Raw genomic sequence first — 14,715 nt, 5'->3', positions numbered from 1 at the left:
GATGTGGTTTGGATTTGTTGTTCTCATTTTTACTTATAATTATATCGTCCATTTTCGCCATTGCAACCCTGTTACCCTAATAATTATAAGCAAATTTGTGAAAACTTGCATTCTCGGACAGCCTGTTTACCATTGACAAATCGGAAATCGTAGTGGTAGCAAATATGTAATTGATAAAGATTTGATCTCCATCCCTCTTCCATGTTGTGGCAGAAGGGACTTCATCTTTCAGCTCAACTGTGCTACGTTATGGCAAGTAAACACAAAATGGAGGAGGTACAATTATGAGTAATTTGCAACTTGATTGTGGAGCGTGTAAAACTGAGTCATCTATGAAAGCAACTAAAATTCCAAGGTTTTATGGAGCAGGCGATACGTTCGTCCTGCCACTCGCAAACATTTAATTTGGTATCAAATCAAATTCCACCAGATCAGGAGTTTTGATGTTTCCATTTTTATTGGTGCAAGTTCTCTAGTAGGTGGTACAATTGGTTGGCGATTATTAATGAAAAGAAAAATGTACAAGTGCTTGAAGTGTGGTTATATAATAAATAGAACGTAATTAAACATCTTCATTTTACATTTGATATTAATCTTAACGCGGACTTTTTAATTAATTGCAAGAATGATCTTTTATTTAATAGAAAAAAGTTAGGAGAAATATGAATATTAATTTAACCGCAATATTTGAAAAATCACCGCATGGTTATATTGGATACATTGAAGAACTCCCAGGCGCAAACACGCAGGGTGAAACATTGGAAGAAACGAAAGAAAATCTTGTGGAAGCTGTCCAGTTGGTTCTTGAAACAAATCGTCAACTGACAGAAGACGAAAATAAAGGAAAGGAAATAATTAAAGAAACATTTGGTGTGCTTTCTGCATGAAACGAAAAGATTTGATTCGGCATTTAGAAAGGAATGGGTGTGAGTTCCTTTGTGAATGAGGTAATCATACGGTTTATGTAAATAGAATGGAAAAAGAAGGTTTCAACGGTACCAAGACATCGTGAGATTGATGAAAATCTGGCAAAAAGAATATGCAATGATTTAGGAATATCCAAGCCATAACAAGGCGCTTCACCTAACCCAAAACAAGTTTGAGATTTTGGGTCGTTAAGCCAACAGCGTGTAACGCCCGAGACGGGCGAACACGCTGTTCAAGTCATAAGTCTTTGTGAATATTGGCTGGGGAACAGGGATTCGAACCCCGACAAAGTGATCCAGAGTCACTTGTGCTACCGTTACACTATTCCCCAGTATATTGGATGGTTATTTTGAGGAAATGAAAAGACAGTGGCAGGAAGACACTGTCTTTAACTAAAACATCTTAATCATTCAATTGGCAAATTACAAGTAGAGATATTACATAATCTTTCATGATGTGTCAAGCGCATTGATTCATAAAATGAAACATCCATGTTGGGTTTACGATTTACGAAGTACGATTTTGTAACACTTTAGTTTTTTGAAAAATTCCAATAATAGTGCTGCTTGCCGTATAGTAGTGTAGGGGTGGAGCATTTGGTATAAACGGTTGCGGCTCGTTCCTCACTTGAGATATCTAAGTAGAGACAGGTTTGAAACCTGTCTCTACCATGTAGTGCGACGAACCTCGTCGCACTACAAATGACAATTTCCAGTTTCAAAAGACTAAAGTGTTACACGATTTTAGATTTTAAATCGTACTTCGTAACAGCTCAATTCCCGGTAAACAGCGCCGACTCTGCATATGAAGAAATAAAAATGTCGCTATAGTGTTATCAGGGTTTTTCCCCCACATGGATAGTCACAATCCCCAATGTCCTGGCATAGATTTTCACATCAACAAGGCCGCACGCTTCCATCTGTGCCTTTAGTCCGTATCTGTCCGGAAAATTCAGCACAGACGATGGTAAATACGCATAGGCATTGCACTTGCTCTTTGAGATGATTTTACCAATAAAAGGGAGTATCTTTTTGAAATAAAAATAATACATTTTTCGGAAAAAGATGTTTGTTGGTTGTGAAAATTCAAGGATGACTACCCGCCCGCCCGGAGCGGTTACCCTTGCCATTTCACTGATTCCCGCTTTTAAATCGGAAACGTTTCTTATCCCAAACGCCACGGAGGATACCCGGAAGTAGTTGTCATGGAAAGGCAGGTGGAGGGTGTCCGCACATAAGATGTTTACTTTATCTGATACATGTTTCTTTTTTAATTTTCTGTTTGCTATCGCTAGCATTTCACGGCAAAAATCGCTTCCTGTCACCTTGCCGCGGTCATTTAGTTTTAAAGAATATTCGATTGCAAGGTCGCCGGTTCCGGTGCATACATCCAAAACTTGTGCGTCTGGCGTAACGTTGCTGACTCTAACGGCAAACTTCCGCCAACTCTTGTCGAAATTAAAACTTAATATCGTATTCAAAAGATCATAAACACCGGCGATGGAGCCAAACATACGCTGGATGTGTTCGCTTTTTTTGGTTAATAATTCAGATTGAGAGACCATAGATTATGATAATTTAAAGTAACCACAGATTTCACAGACTTCGTCGTGAGCTCAGTCGAACGATTACGCAGATTAAAAACAGGGTGGCATGTACAAACTTGTTTGTCCGTGTCCGGCTTGTAACTAAATGCTAACGAAATATAACAAAATATAAGTCAAAATAAAACATTTAAATTATTTGGAAAGTTATTGAAATATGGGTACAATCCCTATTATTTTTCATAGAACTAAAGTGGTACAGTTTTTTTTAATATGAATCCGAGTTTTTACATACGAAATGTTCCCGTATATGGCGAGTTGATATTGGCGCCTATGGCCGGTTTTTCTGATATGCCGTACAGGCTTATATGCCGCAGGTTCGGCATGTCTATGAGCTATACGGAAGTCGTTTCCGTGTCTGGTATAGTGTGGAATAATAAAAAGACGTTTAAACTACTTGATTTTAAAGAGGAAGAACGGCCTGTTACCTTCCAGGTGGTTGGCAATGATGAATACCAGATTACAGAGGCCTGTAAGAAGATAGAGCAATTGGGGCCTGATATTATTGATATCAATATGGGATGTTCAGTGTCGGATATTGCCGGAAAGGGTGCTGGGGCAGGGATGCTTAAACATCCATCAAAGATCTCAAAAATGTTTAATAATCTTACCGGGTCTTTATCAGTGCCTGTGACTGGAAAAATTCGTCTTGGATGGGATCACAAAACGCGAAATTATCTAGAAGTGTCCAGAATACTGGAAGAAAACGGAGCGTCTCTCATTGCGGTACATGGCCGTACAAGGTCTCAGTATTTTTCAGGCGCCGCCGATTGGGATGCGATTGCTGAAGTAAAACAGTCGGTAAAAATTCCAGTAATTGCGAATGGAGACGTGCGGTCTGTTGCAGACATAGCAGAAATAAAAAAACGTACGGCATGTGACGGGGTAATGATTGGAAGGGCGGCAATCGGGCATCCATGGATTTTCCAATATAAAGACAGAGAAAATATTTCGGGCAGCGAGAAAATTGAAATGATCCGGTATCACTTGGATTGTATGAAAGAATATTACGGCCATGCTATTGGGGTAGTACTTTTTCGAAAACATGCGGTGAAGTATATTGTGGGTCTGCCGAAAGCGACAGAATTACGCCCTTATATAGTAAGGAGTAAAAGCGCGGAAGAGATCATTTCGTACATTGCCGCGCATCTTAACAGGTATTCGAAGCATGAAGCCGCGTGATTTAACGTTTAGTACCTTAATATGGTCTTCATTATTAGTAATTTCATTGCGCTTTTTGGCAAAATATCTAATTGTTCCTTCTGCAGTAGGCAGTCGGCAATCTACAGTCGGCAAACTGCAGATTGAGGATTGAGGACTGCAGACTGTTTTCTTGCTTGTTCGGTTCTGGCTATGCCAGCGTAGTAATTTCAATATTTTTGTAGAGACACATTGCATGCGTCTTTGCATTAACATCAACAACAGAATAAAGTCGCTGCCAAAGGCAGCCAGATGGATAAAAGTATTTTCAAGGTTTTTAAAGAAGGTTATTGATAATGAAAACAGGTGTTATAATCATTTCTCATGGTAGTAAAATAAGCAGTGGCAATGAAGGCTTGTTGAAAATAGCGGATATGCTTCGTGCAATGAATCGTTGGGACATGGTTGAACCGGCATTTTTGCAACTGGCAAAACCTGGATTGGATGAGGTGGTTGAGAAAACAGTGGCAAATGGAATGGAGCGGATTGTAGTAGTTCCGCTGCTTCTTTTTAAGGGGAATCATGTATTTAAAGACATTCCCGAAATGCTGGAAAAGGGGAGAGCGAAATATCCGGAGGTGGAATTTATCTATACCAATAATATCGGAGCGGATGAACGAATTGCATTAATTGCGGCAGACCGTATCCATGAAAAACTGGTGGAAAGACAATTTGGTGAGAAAGGGCGGTTGGAACAGCCGCAATTAATTATCGATGAAAGTTTTGAGATCATCGATAAACTCGTTAATCTCGAAAATATCCCTGAATTACATAGACCTGTAATACAACGCGCAATTCATGCTACCGGCGATACGGAATATGCGTACAATTTACTATTTTCTTCCAATGCGGTTGAAGCTGGAATAAAAGCTCTAAAGGAGGGGAAAAACATCATTACAGATGTAAATATGGTGAAAGCGGGGATCAGTAAAAAACCTGTTGAAAATTTTGGAGGAAAATTGGTCTGTAAGATTGACGACAATTTGGTTGCTGATGAGGCAAAACGATCGGGAAAAACCCGTGCGATGATTGCCATGCAGTTTTCACTTGATGAAATGCAGGGGGGGGTTGTGGTAATCGGCAACGCGCCAACCGCCTTGTTTGAACTTATTGATTTAATAAAAAAGGACAAGGCGAAACCGGCGCTGGTAATTGGTATCCCTGTAGGATTTGTAGGCGCGGTTGAAGCAAAGGCGGCATTAAAACAGATATCCATACCTTATATTACCAATGATAACCGTAAAGGGGGGAGCGCAGTGGCTGTGGCTATCATTAACGCTGTCATTGAATTGGCGAAGAAGGCACGGTAAATTATATCTTTTAACAATAGTAGGCCGGGACAGGATATGAGATCTGGGTATACTACGGGAAGTTGTGCTACGGCGGCTGCTAAGGCGGCGGCTATAGGGTTGTGGAAGGGAAATATTCCTGATGAGATAGAGATTGACACGCCGGCGGGTACAAAACTCAAACTTAAAATTTACCATAAACAAGTATCTTCAGTATCAGCGGAATGTGCCGTTCAAAAGGACGCGGGAGACGACCCTGACGTAACGAATGGCTGTTTTGTACATGCATGGGTAGAGCGAAGTTGTGCCCTAACAATAGAAATTGACGGCGGAGTTGGTGTTGGTCGTGTAACTAAGCCGGGATTACAGTCTCCTGTAGGGCGGGCGGCAATAAATCCCGTGCCTGGACGCATGATTGAGGATGCAGTACGTGAAGTGATTGGACACCATAGTGGGGCAAAGGTAATTATTTCCGTTCCTGATGGTGAAAGACTCGCGGAAAAGACCTTTAATCCGAAACTGGGCATTGTAGGGGGTATTTCTATTCTCGGGACTACAGGCATTGTGCGTCCCATGTCAGACGAAGCACTAAAAACGTCTCTCCTGTGCGGGCTTGATATTGCAAAAGGGTTAGGGTATAAAGAGGTTGTATTAGTTCCGGGGAATCTGGGTGAACGTGCCGTGTCGGCTTATTTCTGCATTGAAAAGGACAAGATTGTTCAAATGAGTAATCATGTTGGTTTTATGCTGAATGCGGTAAAAGACAGGGGATTTGAACGTGTTATGCTTGCCGGACATCCAGGCAAACTCGCCAAATTGCTCAGAGATGATTTTAATACGCACAGTTCCGTTTCACGTCCGGCAAATGATATTTTAATTGACCATGTAAAATCGGTATGCCGCACACAGCAGATGCTTAGTAACCTTAATGAAGCTGCAACCGTAGAAGGGATTCTGGAATTATTGAGTAAAAATAACTCATTATATGTAATGGATAGTGTTGCGGATAAAATTGAAGAGAAGGTGCTTGTATATTTACATCGCAAGGTGTCCGTGGGTGTAGTATTGTTTGATATGAAGGGTTCTGTGGTGGGAAGGTCGGAGAGCGCGGGAAAATGGCGGAAGAACTGAGAAATAGCGTTATTATCGTCGGTTGCGGACCAGGGCTAAAATCATATATTACCCCAAAGGCGTTATATAATATTAAAAAGGCAGATATTCTTGTTGGCAGCAGGCGGTTGCTAAAACTGTTTCCCGATACCGGCGCTAAAAGAATTATTATTGAAAAAAACTATAAGCTTTTATTGAAAAAAATAGCGCATTGGAGTTTCACCAGGCAGGTGGTTGTCCTCGTAAGCGGCGACCCCTGTTTTTTTAGTTACACGAAAATGATTGTAAAAAAATTCGGACGGGCATCCTGTATTATTATTCCCGGGTTGAGCAGTATACAATTGGCGTTTGCCGCCATCGGCGAGAGCTGGGAAGATGCGGCGTTTGTGAGTGTCCACGGAAGAAGTTCGGGATATAAAGAGCTTATTAAAAAAGTGAAAGATTACGATAAGGTTGCTGTTTTAACGGATAAAGTGAATACGCCTGCAAGGATTGCATGCAAGCTGATGGATGCGGGAATTGTTAAAAGGCGGATGTTTATTTGCGAGAATCTTTCCCTTTCCAATGAGACAGTTCATGAAAAAACGATACAATCTGCAATGAATCTTAGTACAAATGGATCTTCTGTGGTAATTATTAAAAAAACAGGTAGTTGAATAAATATTTACAGATTGTTATGGCAATAAAATAGATACTCGAGTTAGTGGATTTTAAGGTATAGTTACTTATTTGAAAGGGGGATAAATTATGAACACAGAATATACCGCTGTTATAAAGCAAGAAGGCGATTGGTGGATTGGATGGGTAGGGGAAATACCAGGGGTAAACTGCCAGGAACATACCCATGAAGAATTAATTGAAAGTCTTAGGGTTACCCTAAAAGAAGCTATAGAATTTAATCGTAAAGATGCACTTGCTGCTGTAGGAATGGGATATGTGGAAGAAAAAATTGCTATATGAAACGCAATGACCTGCTAATGTTTTGCGGTCACAGGGATGTGAATTTCTCCGAGAAGGCAGTCGTCATTCATGGTGGTGGAATCCAATTCTAAACAAACGTTCGTCCGTACCACGACATACAGAAATCAATGATAACCTTGCAAGAAAAATATGCAAAGATCTCGGTATAAAACCAATGAAGTAAAACCCTAACAATCAAATCCAGCGGACAGCGTAAAACGCCGTCGTTGATTTAGGTCGTTAACTATGTTATGGCATTTATAAAAAAATGAAGACAGGTAATTTTTATGGAATCGGGCTTGGTCCTGGAGATCCGGAACTGTTGACGATCAAGGCAGTAAATACCATACGCAATGCGGATTGTATTTTTGTGCCTAAATCCGATACAAAAGAGGAAAGTCTGGCGTTGCAGATAGTAGCGGATTATGTAGGGTTGAAAAAAATTGTGACACAGATTTATCCCATGACAAAAGAGAAAAATATTCTTGATGCGGCATGGAAAAAATCGGCGGAAGAAGTGCGTGATGAAGTTTTGAAAGGACATGAGGTTGTATATTTAACGCTTGGGGATCCGATGACATTCAGCACTTACATATATCTTTTGCGTCATCTTGGTGCGCTCCTGCCAAGTGAGGTTATTCACACAATTCCCGGAATTACATCTTATAATGCCGCAGCATGTTTTGGAAACTTTCCCCTGCTGACCGGAGATGATAAGCTGGCAGTGATACCTGTGCCGGAGGATGTTGCCTCGTTAAGGCCTGTTTTGGAATTGTTCGACACCGTAGTTTTGATGAAGGTTGCAAAGAAACTGGATGAAGTTCTATTCTTGCTGGATGATATGGGACTTACCGGAAATGGCCTTTTTGCATCGTATATCGGACAAAAAAATGCCTTTGTAACCTGCGATCTCTTGTCACTAAAAGGAAGCGGCAGAGGGTACTTGTCGGTTATGATAGTAAGGAAAAACAGCAATACTTCTATCGGTTGATAGAAAAGGGAATCATTGTTTCCTTAACAAGCGGTTATTTCTTTATGTGTTTTTTCAATTCGTTTACGTATTGCGGCAACTGTTTATACAAATGCTTTTTCTTGCGTGCCTTTGCCTTTGATAATGCATAAGAGGCAAGTATTGGCGTTGCAATTGTTGCGTCACAATAGACAACTACGTGGTTCTTTATCTCTTCTATCCGCATTTTGCCCCACGAAATAGCTTCAGTAGGCGTTGCCCCGGAAAGTCCTCCCCATTGAGGCGCATCGGTGGTAATCTGAATAAAATAGTCATGCCCCCCCTTATTTATATCGAGTATTTGAGCAAGGGTCGGCTGGGTTTGCATATAGAAGTTTTTTGGCGAACCGCCTCCAATGCTTACTACGCCATTTAATTTGCTGTTAAATACGATAGCAGTGGATTGAATTACATCAATGTCGGTATCGATTACAAGATTGTTTCCTTGTAATTTCAGATACGACAAATTCATGCCGATGGATGAATCTCCCGGTGATGAAACGAAGACAGGTACATTATATTTCGCTGCCTGTGCCACAAAACTCAATTGCGGCGACGACGTTTCGGAGAGAACCGCCTTCCCTAGCAGATAATGAAAATCAGCAGTAGAAATAGGTTCAGTATTTGAAATCCCCTTTGTTACGTCCTGGATAAATTTGTCGGTCTTCAGGAGCAGTTCATCGGTGATAAAAATATCATAAATTCGTTCAATACCCGCATGATATAATTCGGTATCATCCACCCGGAAATCTCCCTGGTGAATGGGCAAATTTAAGGCAAAGTGAAGATCATGGTAGAGGTTGGCGCCGGTAGAGATAATGAAATCAACAAATCCTTTTTCCATAAGGCTTATGAGAGTTCCGCCCATGCCAGTGGGGGTCATTGCGCCGGAGAGCGTTACACCGACGGTAACATCTTTGCTAAGCATATGGCAGTAAAGCTTGCAGGCCTCCGCGAGTCTTCCTGCATTAAATGCCCCAGAGTGGCTAAATACATCAACGAGATCACTAACGCTCATCCCCTTCTTCAGAAATTGCGGAAGTATTTGCGGTTTGCATAAATATTTTTTTTGTAATTGACACTGGTTCGTTCGTTTTGTTTTATCAGGCATAGTTGAAGACTCTTTATTTTTGTTAAGGTTTCTTATGAAAAATATTTACAATAAACTATCGTACCTAATCCGTAATAATATGGTTTTTTGAAAAAGTAGGGGTGAAGAGCGGTAAAATATATATCACAGCATCTGTAGAGACGCATTGCATGCGTCTAAAGGCGTCTAAAAGCACAACCTACACTGCAAAGAGTGATAAAATATATATCACAGTGCCAGTTGAGTCAATTGAATAATAAAAAATGTGGCAACTCTTTGGTTTTTTTGAAAAAGGCTTCATCTTCTATGATTACAACATTGGGAGAGAGCGCAGGATTTCTTTTTGTATATTTTCGGTAGTAATAGATTCCAGACATATTTTCGGAAAACAGGCTTTTCTTACTTCATCAGAACAAGGGCGGCACGATGTTGGGCGGTAACATATGTTAACCGATTTTCCGCGAGGACCCCATACTGCAGGATCGGTAGGGCCAAATATTGACAGCGTAGAAATTCCCATTGCTGCGGCCAGGTGGGTGATGCCGGAATCATTGCCAATAAAGAGGTCGCATTGTTGTAATATTGCGGCGAGTTTTGGCAGTGGTTGATTATCGATTATAGAAATATTGTTTTTTGGCAAATTACCGGCATTTTTGGCAACCACAGTATCTGCCGGCCCCTTAATAATAAAAATTTGTGCGTTAAGACGTTCTATTAACCAATGAATTATTGAAGTGTAATTTATGAAGGGCCATGATTTGTGGATACTGCCGCTTCCGGGATGGATTGCTATTGTTTTTTGTCCGGCATCGGGGGCGTTGTCGCTAAAAAACCCCCTTCCTGCTTTCAGGTCTTCTTCGCTCAGGTATACAATTGGCGAAGTGTTTGAATATTGTATTTCCAATAATTTCAGGAAATTCAGAAAATGATTGATGATATGAATTGGTTCTGAATTATTGGGGCAAGGATCATAGCAAAGAACCTTTCGTGCCCCGGATTTTTTAAGATTTTCGGAGAAAACAGTATCCTTCTCAGGAACAAACGCAATGATTAAATCAAATTTTGAAAATCTTTTTATTAACGTATCGGGGAGCAACGCATTTTTTCTGAATAATGATGAAACATCTGACTGGTCAAATCTGCTCAAGGCATTGGCATAGAAACGGCCATTAACGATTTCCAGATATGAGGGATAGCCCATAATTTCAATGTATGCGTTTGGAAAGTATTCTCGCAAAGCATGCAGGGCGGGTAAGGTAATAATAAGGTCGCCGATAGCGCAAGGCCGTATGATAAGTATGTGTTTTTCTGGCGGCAATTTCTTTGCATTTTTTGACAAAATATTTAATGGTGAAATCCGAAACACAAAGTTCGAAATCCGAAGCAAATTCTAATGACAAAATGATTTGAAATTCTAAACAAGTGCATCTTTCGTATCTCTCATTTCATGCTTGTTTGGTTCTGGCTATGCCAGCTTAGGAAGCAAAGTGAAATAAGTTTAATTTATTCAGAGTCACATCCCTTCTCTTCCCTCTTCTTCTTTATCATTTCAGAAACCTTTTCTACAAACTTAGGGTCTCCGTCTTTTTCTGCTCGTTTTCTGGCTTCTTCTTTGATTTTTTTCACATCGAGTATGTCACCCATGCACTCTTCGGCAGAACTGCACCATTCAACACAGGTGGGCACCTTGTCTTTAAATATGGTAGTTCCGCATTTCGGGCAATCTGCCTTTTCCTCGTCACTCCACATTTCAACATCACAGCCGCAATTATGACATTTCCGGTCGATTGGTGTAGGGGTAGCATTTCTTATACTACCGGGGCATTTAACTTTAGCCATTTCGTTTCTCCTTTGTTAAGGGGTAATGCTTTTTCTGTATTAAGTACCTTCATTATGTATCTTCATCTAAAATAAAATCCTATGTGAATTTGCTTCGCAGGTCAAGAATTTTCTCGATAGCAAGCCGATAAACATTAAGAGAGGGGGAGCATTTCCAAATTGTAACAAAAGAATAACAGAAAATTTCATAGAGCGGCAAAGCCGCAATCAAAATGTTACGGATTTTGTGATTTGGGCATTGGAATTTTACCGCATTACTTGACCTCAAAATAATCTTGACATTAAATATATCAATATGTTAGCTTTTTGAGATTCATAAACATATGGGGGATAAATATGTATTTTAACTATTTTTACTATAGAATTAGGTGTTCTTAGGGTTGGGTATTGTATAAAAAGATTGATTTGTTACCCTAAAACTAACGGTTTTAGGGTTTTTTTTTGCCTATAGAATTATGGTTGGGGGTATAAGCCAATGATTATTGTGATGAAGGCTGAGTCGACAAAAGAAGAGGTTGCTCATGTCCTTAAAGAAATTGAGAAGACCGGCTTAAAAGGCGTTCTTTTACAGGGAACAAACAGGAATGTGATTGCGGTAATTGGTGATGAACGCATTTTGCCGCAGGATTTTTGGGATGTATTGCCAGGGGTGGAAAAGAGCGTTCCTATATTAGCGCCTTATAAGCTGGCAAGCAGGGAGGGGAAGGATTTTAATACGATAATACACCTGCCAAATGGCAAAACTATCGGGGGGGAAAAGATTGCGGTAATAGCGGGTCCATGTGCGATAGAGAGCAAGGAGCAGATCGTTGAGATTGCAAAGAGGGTGAAAGATGCAGGCGCTACCGCAATACGGGGAGGTGCTTTTAAACCCAGAAGCAATCCGTACACGTTCCAGGGCCTTATGGAGGAGGGTTTGATACACATGGCCCATGCCCGTGATGTTACGGGGTTGCCGATTGTTACAGAAATTCTTACCCCTGAGCATGTTAAATTGGTGAGCAAATATAGTGACATATTGCAAGTAGGAACCCGCAATATGCAAAATTTCCTGCTTTTGCGGGCGGTCGGTGAGTCCGGAAAGCCGGTAATCTTAAAACGAGGTATGTCGGCGACTCATGATGAATTTCTGCTTGCAGCGGAATACATATTATCACAAAACAATCCCAACGTGATTTTGTGTGAGAGGGGGATTAGAACATTTGAGACGTTTACGCGCTTCACCTTGTCGTTGAGCATTGTGCCGGTACTGAAAGAAATGACACATTTACCTGTTATTGTTGATCCCAGCCATGGTACTGGAAAACGCTCCCTTGTGAACCCCATGTCGAAGGGGGCCATTGCGGTTGGCGCAGATGGTTTAATTATAGAAACACACCCGGACCCTGAAAAATCGTTTGTGGACGGACCGCAAACAATTGATCTTGATGCTTTTGCGCAACTGATGGAGGAGATGAAACCTGTTGCCAGGGCAGTAGGAAGAGAGATTTAAAGTAATAGTCAGACCTTGTTGTGATTTATTATCCATTTTTTTTAAAAGGAACCGTAGTATGGAATATATTGAAAAAGTAGTAGAACAACTCTCAAATGAAACATTGCACAGTTTGAAAGAAATGCGCAAAGCGAAAGATAGCAATGAACGAAAAACTCAAGCCGAGATTGTTCATTTGCTTTGCCAATCTATGAGTTCGCTCATATCCAGCACGGCAGCAATGATGTCAGAAGTTCATGATTTCAATGATGAAGACGAAGATTTTGAGGATGAAGATGAAGATTTTGAAGATGAGGATGAAGATAAGTTTTAATCGTACTACGTATGCAAATGCAGTGTAAGAGATTAAAGACATCATAATCACAGTAAGTCTGTGATATTTTACATGGCGGGGGATTACCAGATTTCTTATGCGCAGAAGAGATAAAGAGATTACGGACCGAAAAGAAATTGATGAAATATTGACAAAGGTAAAAACGGGCAGACTAGGTACATGCTGCCGGGAAATCCCTTATATCACACCGATGAATTTTACTTATGACAGTGAAGCGCTGAAAATATTTCTCCATTGTGCAAACGAAGGGAAAAAACTGGAGAATATCCGTATTAACCGGAATGTTTGCTTTGAAGTTGACGATGTAGCAGAGCTAATTGTGAAACAACCAACGTGTGCTTCTTCTGTTGCGTATCGCTCAGTAGTTTTATTTGGCACAATAAAGGAAGTAACTGACTATGAAGAAAAGAATTATGCCTTACAGAAGCTTGCTGAAAAATACGCCCCACAGAATCCTAAAACCCCATTCTCCGACGCAGCGCTGAACAGGACCAATGTACTCGAAATACAGATCTGTGAAATGACTGCGAAGAGAAGTCCCGCCAGACCCGCGTATGCCGATCCTGCAAAAAAGTAAATAATTTAATATTGAGGAAAGATTATTATGGAGATTACTGTTTCAAAAAGATTACAGTCTATTGGCTCTTATGCGTTTGCAGAGGTAGATAAGGAAGTTGAAAAGTTGAGAGCAATGGGAGTTATCCCGATTGATTTTGGAGTAGGAGACCCGACAGTTCCGACTCCTGAGATTATTCGCAAGGCGACGCAGGAGGGGATAACGAAGCGTAAGTCGTCAGGATACCCAAGCTATATTGGTACTGCCGAGTTTAGGCAAACAATCGCACAATGGACAAAGAAAAGATTCGGAGTTACGTTAGACCCCTCCACTGAGATTTCTTCCACAATCGGATCAAAAGAGGGGATTTTTAACTTTCATGAAGGATTCATTGATCCCGGCGACTATGTAATAATCCCTACTCCCGGATATCCTCCATACACGCGCGGAACATTGTTTGCCGAGGGTACACCCTATTATGTGCCGCTTCTGAAAGAAAATAATTTTCTTATGGACTTGAAATCGATCCCGGCAGCGGTATGCAAAAAGGCGAAGATTTTATGGCTCAATTACCCGAACAGCCCTACAGGAGCGGTTGCGCCGTTGTCTTATTTAAAAGAAGCAGTGGAATTTGGCAAAAGGCATAACATTATTGTTGCATCGGATGAGGCATACAGTGAGATATATTTTAATGAACCGCCGCACAGTATTCTTGAAGTGGCAAAAGAGGGGGTCATTGTTTTTAATTCATTGTCTAAAAGAAGCGCAATGACGTGTTACCGCATCGGCTGGGTTGCAGGAGACAAAAAGATTGTAGATGTTTTTAAAAAGGTGAAAACGAATATTGATTCAGGGACGCCCACCTTTATACAGGATGGCGCAATCGCTGCATTGAGCGACGAAACACACGTCGTGGAAATGCGGGCTGATTATAAACTGAAGAGAGACCTGCTCGTTGCCGCATTCAAAAAAATCAATCTTCCCGATTGCACCCCTGATGCTACCATCTATTTATGGCAGAAAGTGCCGCAAGGAATGAGTTCGGTGGAATTTGCTAAAAAGCTTCTTTCTCCTGACATCGCCATAGTAACTACGCCGGGGGGATGGATCAGTGATAAAACGGAAAGCAGTATAAATCCAGGTGAGGGATATGTCCGATTCGCGTTGGTTCCCGGTATCGAAGATACAAAAAAGGCTGCAAAGCGGATAGAGGAACAACTATCAAAAATTATATAATGATAGGGAAATTAGTGACACAATGCTTGGCGGGTTCAGGTTTGTAATCTGAACACATAGTTTAATGTTG

16 protein-coding genes, 1 tRNA gene and 1 pseudogene are annotated in these 14,715 nt (G+C 40.9%); 13 read left to right on the top strand and 5 right to left on the bottom strand.

Going from position 1 to position 14,715, the window contains the following annotated elements; genetic code table 11:
* Positions 1-662 precede the first annotated feature (662 nt).
* Together ABJL82_RS15705 and ABJL82_RS15700 are read left to right on the top strand one after the other, a co-directional pair.
* Positions 663-887, top strand: a complete 225-nt coding sequence (locus ABJL82_RS15705) for a type II toxin-antitoxin system HicB family antitoxin (protein WP_347275650.1) — start codon at positions 663-665, stop codon at positions 885-887.
* Positions 884-1,070 (top strand): annotated as a pseudogene (locus ABJL82_RS15700) (type II toxin-antitoxin system HicA family toxin). The gene ABJL82_RS15705 and the pseudogene ABJL82_RS15700 overlap by 4 nt, the downstream one beginning before the upstream one ends.
* A gap of 114 nt (positions 1,071-1,184) precedes the next feature.
* Here the strand turns inward: ABJL82_RS15700 and ABJL82_RS15695 are convergent.
* Together ABJL82_RS15695 and ubiE are read right to left on the bottom strand one after the other, a co-directional pair.
* Positions 1,185-1,258, bottom strand: a tRNA-Gln gene (locus ABJL82_RS15695).
* Between the two features lie 504 nt (positions 1,259-1,762).
* Positions 1,763-2,491, bottom strand: coding sequence for a bifunctional demethylmenaquinone methyltransferase/2-methoxy-6-polyprenyl-1,4-benzoquinol methylase UbiE (ubiE, locus tag ABJL82_RS15690; RefSeq protein ID WP_347275649.1), 729 nt, complete (start codon positions 2,489-2,491; stop codon positions 1,763-1,765).
* A gap of 252 nt (positions 2,492-2,743) precedes the next feature.
* Here ubiE and dusB point away from each other — a divergent pair, with 252 nt between their 5' ends.
* The 7 genes from dusB (at position 2,744) to cobI (ending at position 8,080) form a co-directional block, all read left to right on the top strand.
* On the top strand, positions 2,744-3,712 hold the full coding sequence (gene dusB, locus ABJL82_RS15685) for a tRNA dihydrouridine synthase DusB (protein ID WP_347275648.1): 969 nt from the start codon (positions 2,744-2,746) through the stop codon (positions 3,710-3,712).
* Between the two features lie 314 nt (positions 3,713-4,026).
* Positions 4,027-5,040: a precorrin-8X methylmutase gene (locus ABJL82_RS15680; RefSeq protein ID WP_347275647.1), complete on the top strand. Its 1,014-nt coding sequence runs from the start codon at positions 4,027-4,029 to the stop codon at positions 5,038-5,040.
* 36 nt (positions 5,041-5,076) lie between these two features.
* The gene (gene cbiD, locus ABJL82_RS15675) at positions 5,077-6,150 is read left to right on the top strand and encodes a cobalt-precorrin-5B (C(1))-methyltransferase CbiD (protein WP_347275646.1); all 1,074 of its coding nucleotides are present in this window, start codon (positions 5,077-5,079) and stop codon (positions 6,148-6,150) included.
* Positions 6,135-6,785 carry a precorrin-6y C5,15-methyltransferase (decarboxylating) subunit CbiE gene (cbiE, locus tag ABJL82_RS15670; protein ID WP_347275645.1) on the top strand — a complete coding sequence of 217 codons (651 nt, stop codon included), beginning with the start codon at positions 6,135-6,137 and terminating at the stop codon, positions 6,783-6,785. The genes cbiD and cbiE overlap by 16 nt, the downstream gene beginning before the upstream one ends.
* A gap of 91 nt (positions 6,786-6,876) precedes the next feature.
* Positions 6,877-7,089 carry a type II toxin-antitoxin system HicB family antitoxin gene (locus ABJL82_RS15665; protein ID WP_347275644.1) on the top strand — a complete coding sequence of 71 codons (213 nt, stop codon included), beginning with the start codon at positions 6,877-6,879 and terminating at the stop codon, positions 7,087-7,089.
* 22 nt (positions 7,090-7,111) lie between these two features.
* Positions 7,112-7,273: a type II toxin-antitoxin system HicA family toxin gene (locus ABJL82_RS15660; RefSeq protein WP_347275643.1), complete on the top strand. Its 162-nt coding sequence runs from the start codon at positions 7,112-7,114 to the stop codon at positions 7,271-7,273.
* Positions 7,274-7,357: 84 nt separating this feature from the next.
* Positions 7,358-8,080: a precorrin-2 C(20)-methyltransferase gene (gene cobI, locus ABJL82_RS15655; RefSeq protein ID WP_347275642.1), complete on the top strand. Its 723-nt coding sequence runs from the start codon at positions 7,358-7,360 to the stop codon at positions 8,078-8,080.
* Positions 8,081-8,114: 34 nt separating this feature from the next.
* Here the strand turns inward: cobI and speY are convergent, their stop codons facing one another.
* The 3 genes from speY to ABJL82_RS15640 form a co-directional block, all read right to left on the bottom strand.
* Positions 8,115-9,209 (bottom strand): deoxyhypusine synthase, encoded by a 1,095-nt coding sequence (gene speY / locus ABJL82_RS15650; protein ID WP_347275641.1) that lies wholly within the window; start codon positions 9,207-9,209, stop codon positions 8,115-8,117.
* Positions 9,210-9,498: 289 nt separating this feature from the next.
* On the bottom strand, positions 9,499-10,554 hold the full coding sequence (locus ABJL82_RS15645) for a glycosyltransferase family 9 protein (RefSeq protein ID WP_347275640.1): 1,056 nt from the start codon (positions 10,552-10,554) through the stop codon (positions 9,499-9,501).
* A gap of 137 nt (positions 10,555-10,691) precedes the next feature.
* Entirely contained in the window at positions 10,692-11,027 is a 336-nt protein-coding gene (locus tag ABJL82_RS15640; RefSeq protein ID WP_347275639.1) for a hypothetical protein, read from the bottom strand.
* Between the two features lie 475 nt (positions 11,028-11,502).
* Between ABJL82_RS15640 and aroF the strand changes: the two genes are divergently transcribed.
* The 4 genes from aroF (at position 11,503) to ABJL82_RS15620 (ending at position 14,645) form a co-directional block, all read left to right on the top strand.
* The gene (aroF, locus tag ABJL82_RS15635; RefSeq protein WP_347275638.1) at positions 11,503-12,519 is read left to right on the top strand and encodes a 3-deoxy-7-phosphoheptulonate synthase; all 1,017 of its coding nucleotides are present in this window, start codon (positions 11,503-11,505) and stop codon (positions 12,517-12,519) included.
* 58 nt (positions 12,520-12,577) lie between these two features.
* Positions 12,578-12,832, top strand: coding sequence for a hypothetical protein (locus ABJL82_RS15630; protein ID WP_347275637.1), 255 nt, complete (start codon positions 12,578-12,580; stop codon positions 12,830-12,832).
* Between the two features lie 97 nt (positions 12,833-12,929).
* Positions 12,930-13,430, top strand: coding sequence for a pyridoxamine 5'-phosphate oxidase family protein (locus ABJL82_RS15625; protein ID WP_347275636.1), 501 nt, complete (start codon positions 12,930-12,932; stop codon positions 13,428-13,430).
* 27 nt (positions 13,431-13,457) lie between these two features.
* Positions 13,458-14,645, top strand: coding sequence for an aminotransferase class I/II-fold pyridoxal phosphate-dependent enzyme (locus ABJL82_RS15620; RefSeq protein ID WP_347275635.1), 1,188 nt, complete (start codon positions 13,458-13,460; stop codon positions 14,643-14,645).
* Positions 14,646-14,715: the final 70 nt, after the last annotated feature.

The organism is Candidatus Kuenenia sp., assembly GCF_039794105.1.
GTDB lineage: Bacteria > Planctomycetota > Brocadiia > Brocadiales > Brocadiaceae > Kuenenia.
This window is presented reverse-complemented; position numbering and strand designations above follow the sequence as displayed.

Bases quoted from the DNA above. Each gene is read 5' to 3' on its own strand.
- dusB (WP_347275648.1), top strand. From the start codon at position 2,744: ATGAATCCGAGTTTTTACATACGAAATGTTCCCGTATATGGCGAGTTG.
- aroF (WP_347275638.1), top strand. From the start codon at position 11,503: ATGATTATTGTGATGAAGGCTGAGTCGACAAAAGAAGAGGTTGCTCAT.
- ABJL82_RS15625 (WP_347275636.1), top strand. From the start codon at position 12,930: ATGCGCAGAAGAGATAAAGAGATTACGGACCGAAAAGAAATTGATGAA.
- ABJL82_RS15620 (WP_347275635.1), top strand. From the start codon at position 13,458: ATGGAGATTACTGTTTCAAAAAGATTACAGTCTATTGGCTCTTATGCG.
- speY (WP_347275641.1), bottom strand. From the start codon at position 9,209: ATGCCTGATAAAACAAAACGAACGAACCAGTGTCAATTACAAAAAAAA.
- ABJL82_RS15680 (WP_347275647.1), top strand. From the start codon at position 4,027: ATGAAAACAGGTGTTATAATCATTTCTCATGGTAGTAAAATAAGCAGT.
- ABJL82_RS15630 (WP_347275637.1), top strand. From the start codon at position 12,578: ATGGAATATATTGAAAAAGTAGTAGAACAACTCTCAAATGAAACATTG.
- ABJL82_RS15640 (WP_347275639.1), bottom strand. From the start codon at position 11,027: ATGGCTAAAGTTAAATGCCCCGGTAGTATAAGAAATGCTACCCCTACA.
- ubiE (WP_347275649.1), bottom strand. From the start codon at position 2,491: ATGGTCTCTCAATCTGAATTATTAACCAAAAAAAGCGAACACATCCAG.
- cbiE (WP_347275645.1), top strand. From the start codon at position 6,135: ATGGCGGAAGAACTGAGAAATAGCGTTATTATCGTCGGTTGCGGACCA.
- ABJL82_RS15665 (WP_347275644.1), top strand. From the start codon at position 6,877: ATGAACACAGAATATACCGCTGTTATAAAGCAAGAAGGCGATTGGTGG.
- cbiD (WP_347275646.1), top strand. From the start codon at position 5,077: ATGAGATCTGGGTATACTACGGGAAGTTGTGCTACGGCGGCTGCTAAG.
- ABJL82_RS15705 (WP_347275650.1), top strand. From the start codon at position 663: ATGAATATTAATTTAACCGCAATATTTGAAAAATCACCGCATGGTTAT.
- cobI (WP_347275642.1), top strand. From the start codon at position 7,358: ATGAAGACAGGTAATTTTTATGGAATCGGGCTTGGTCCTGGAGATCCG.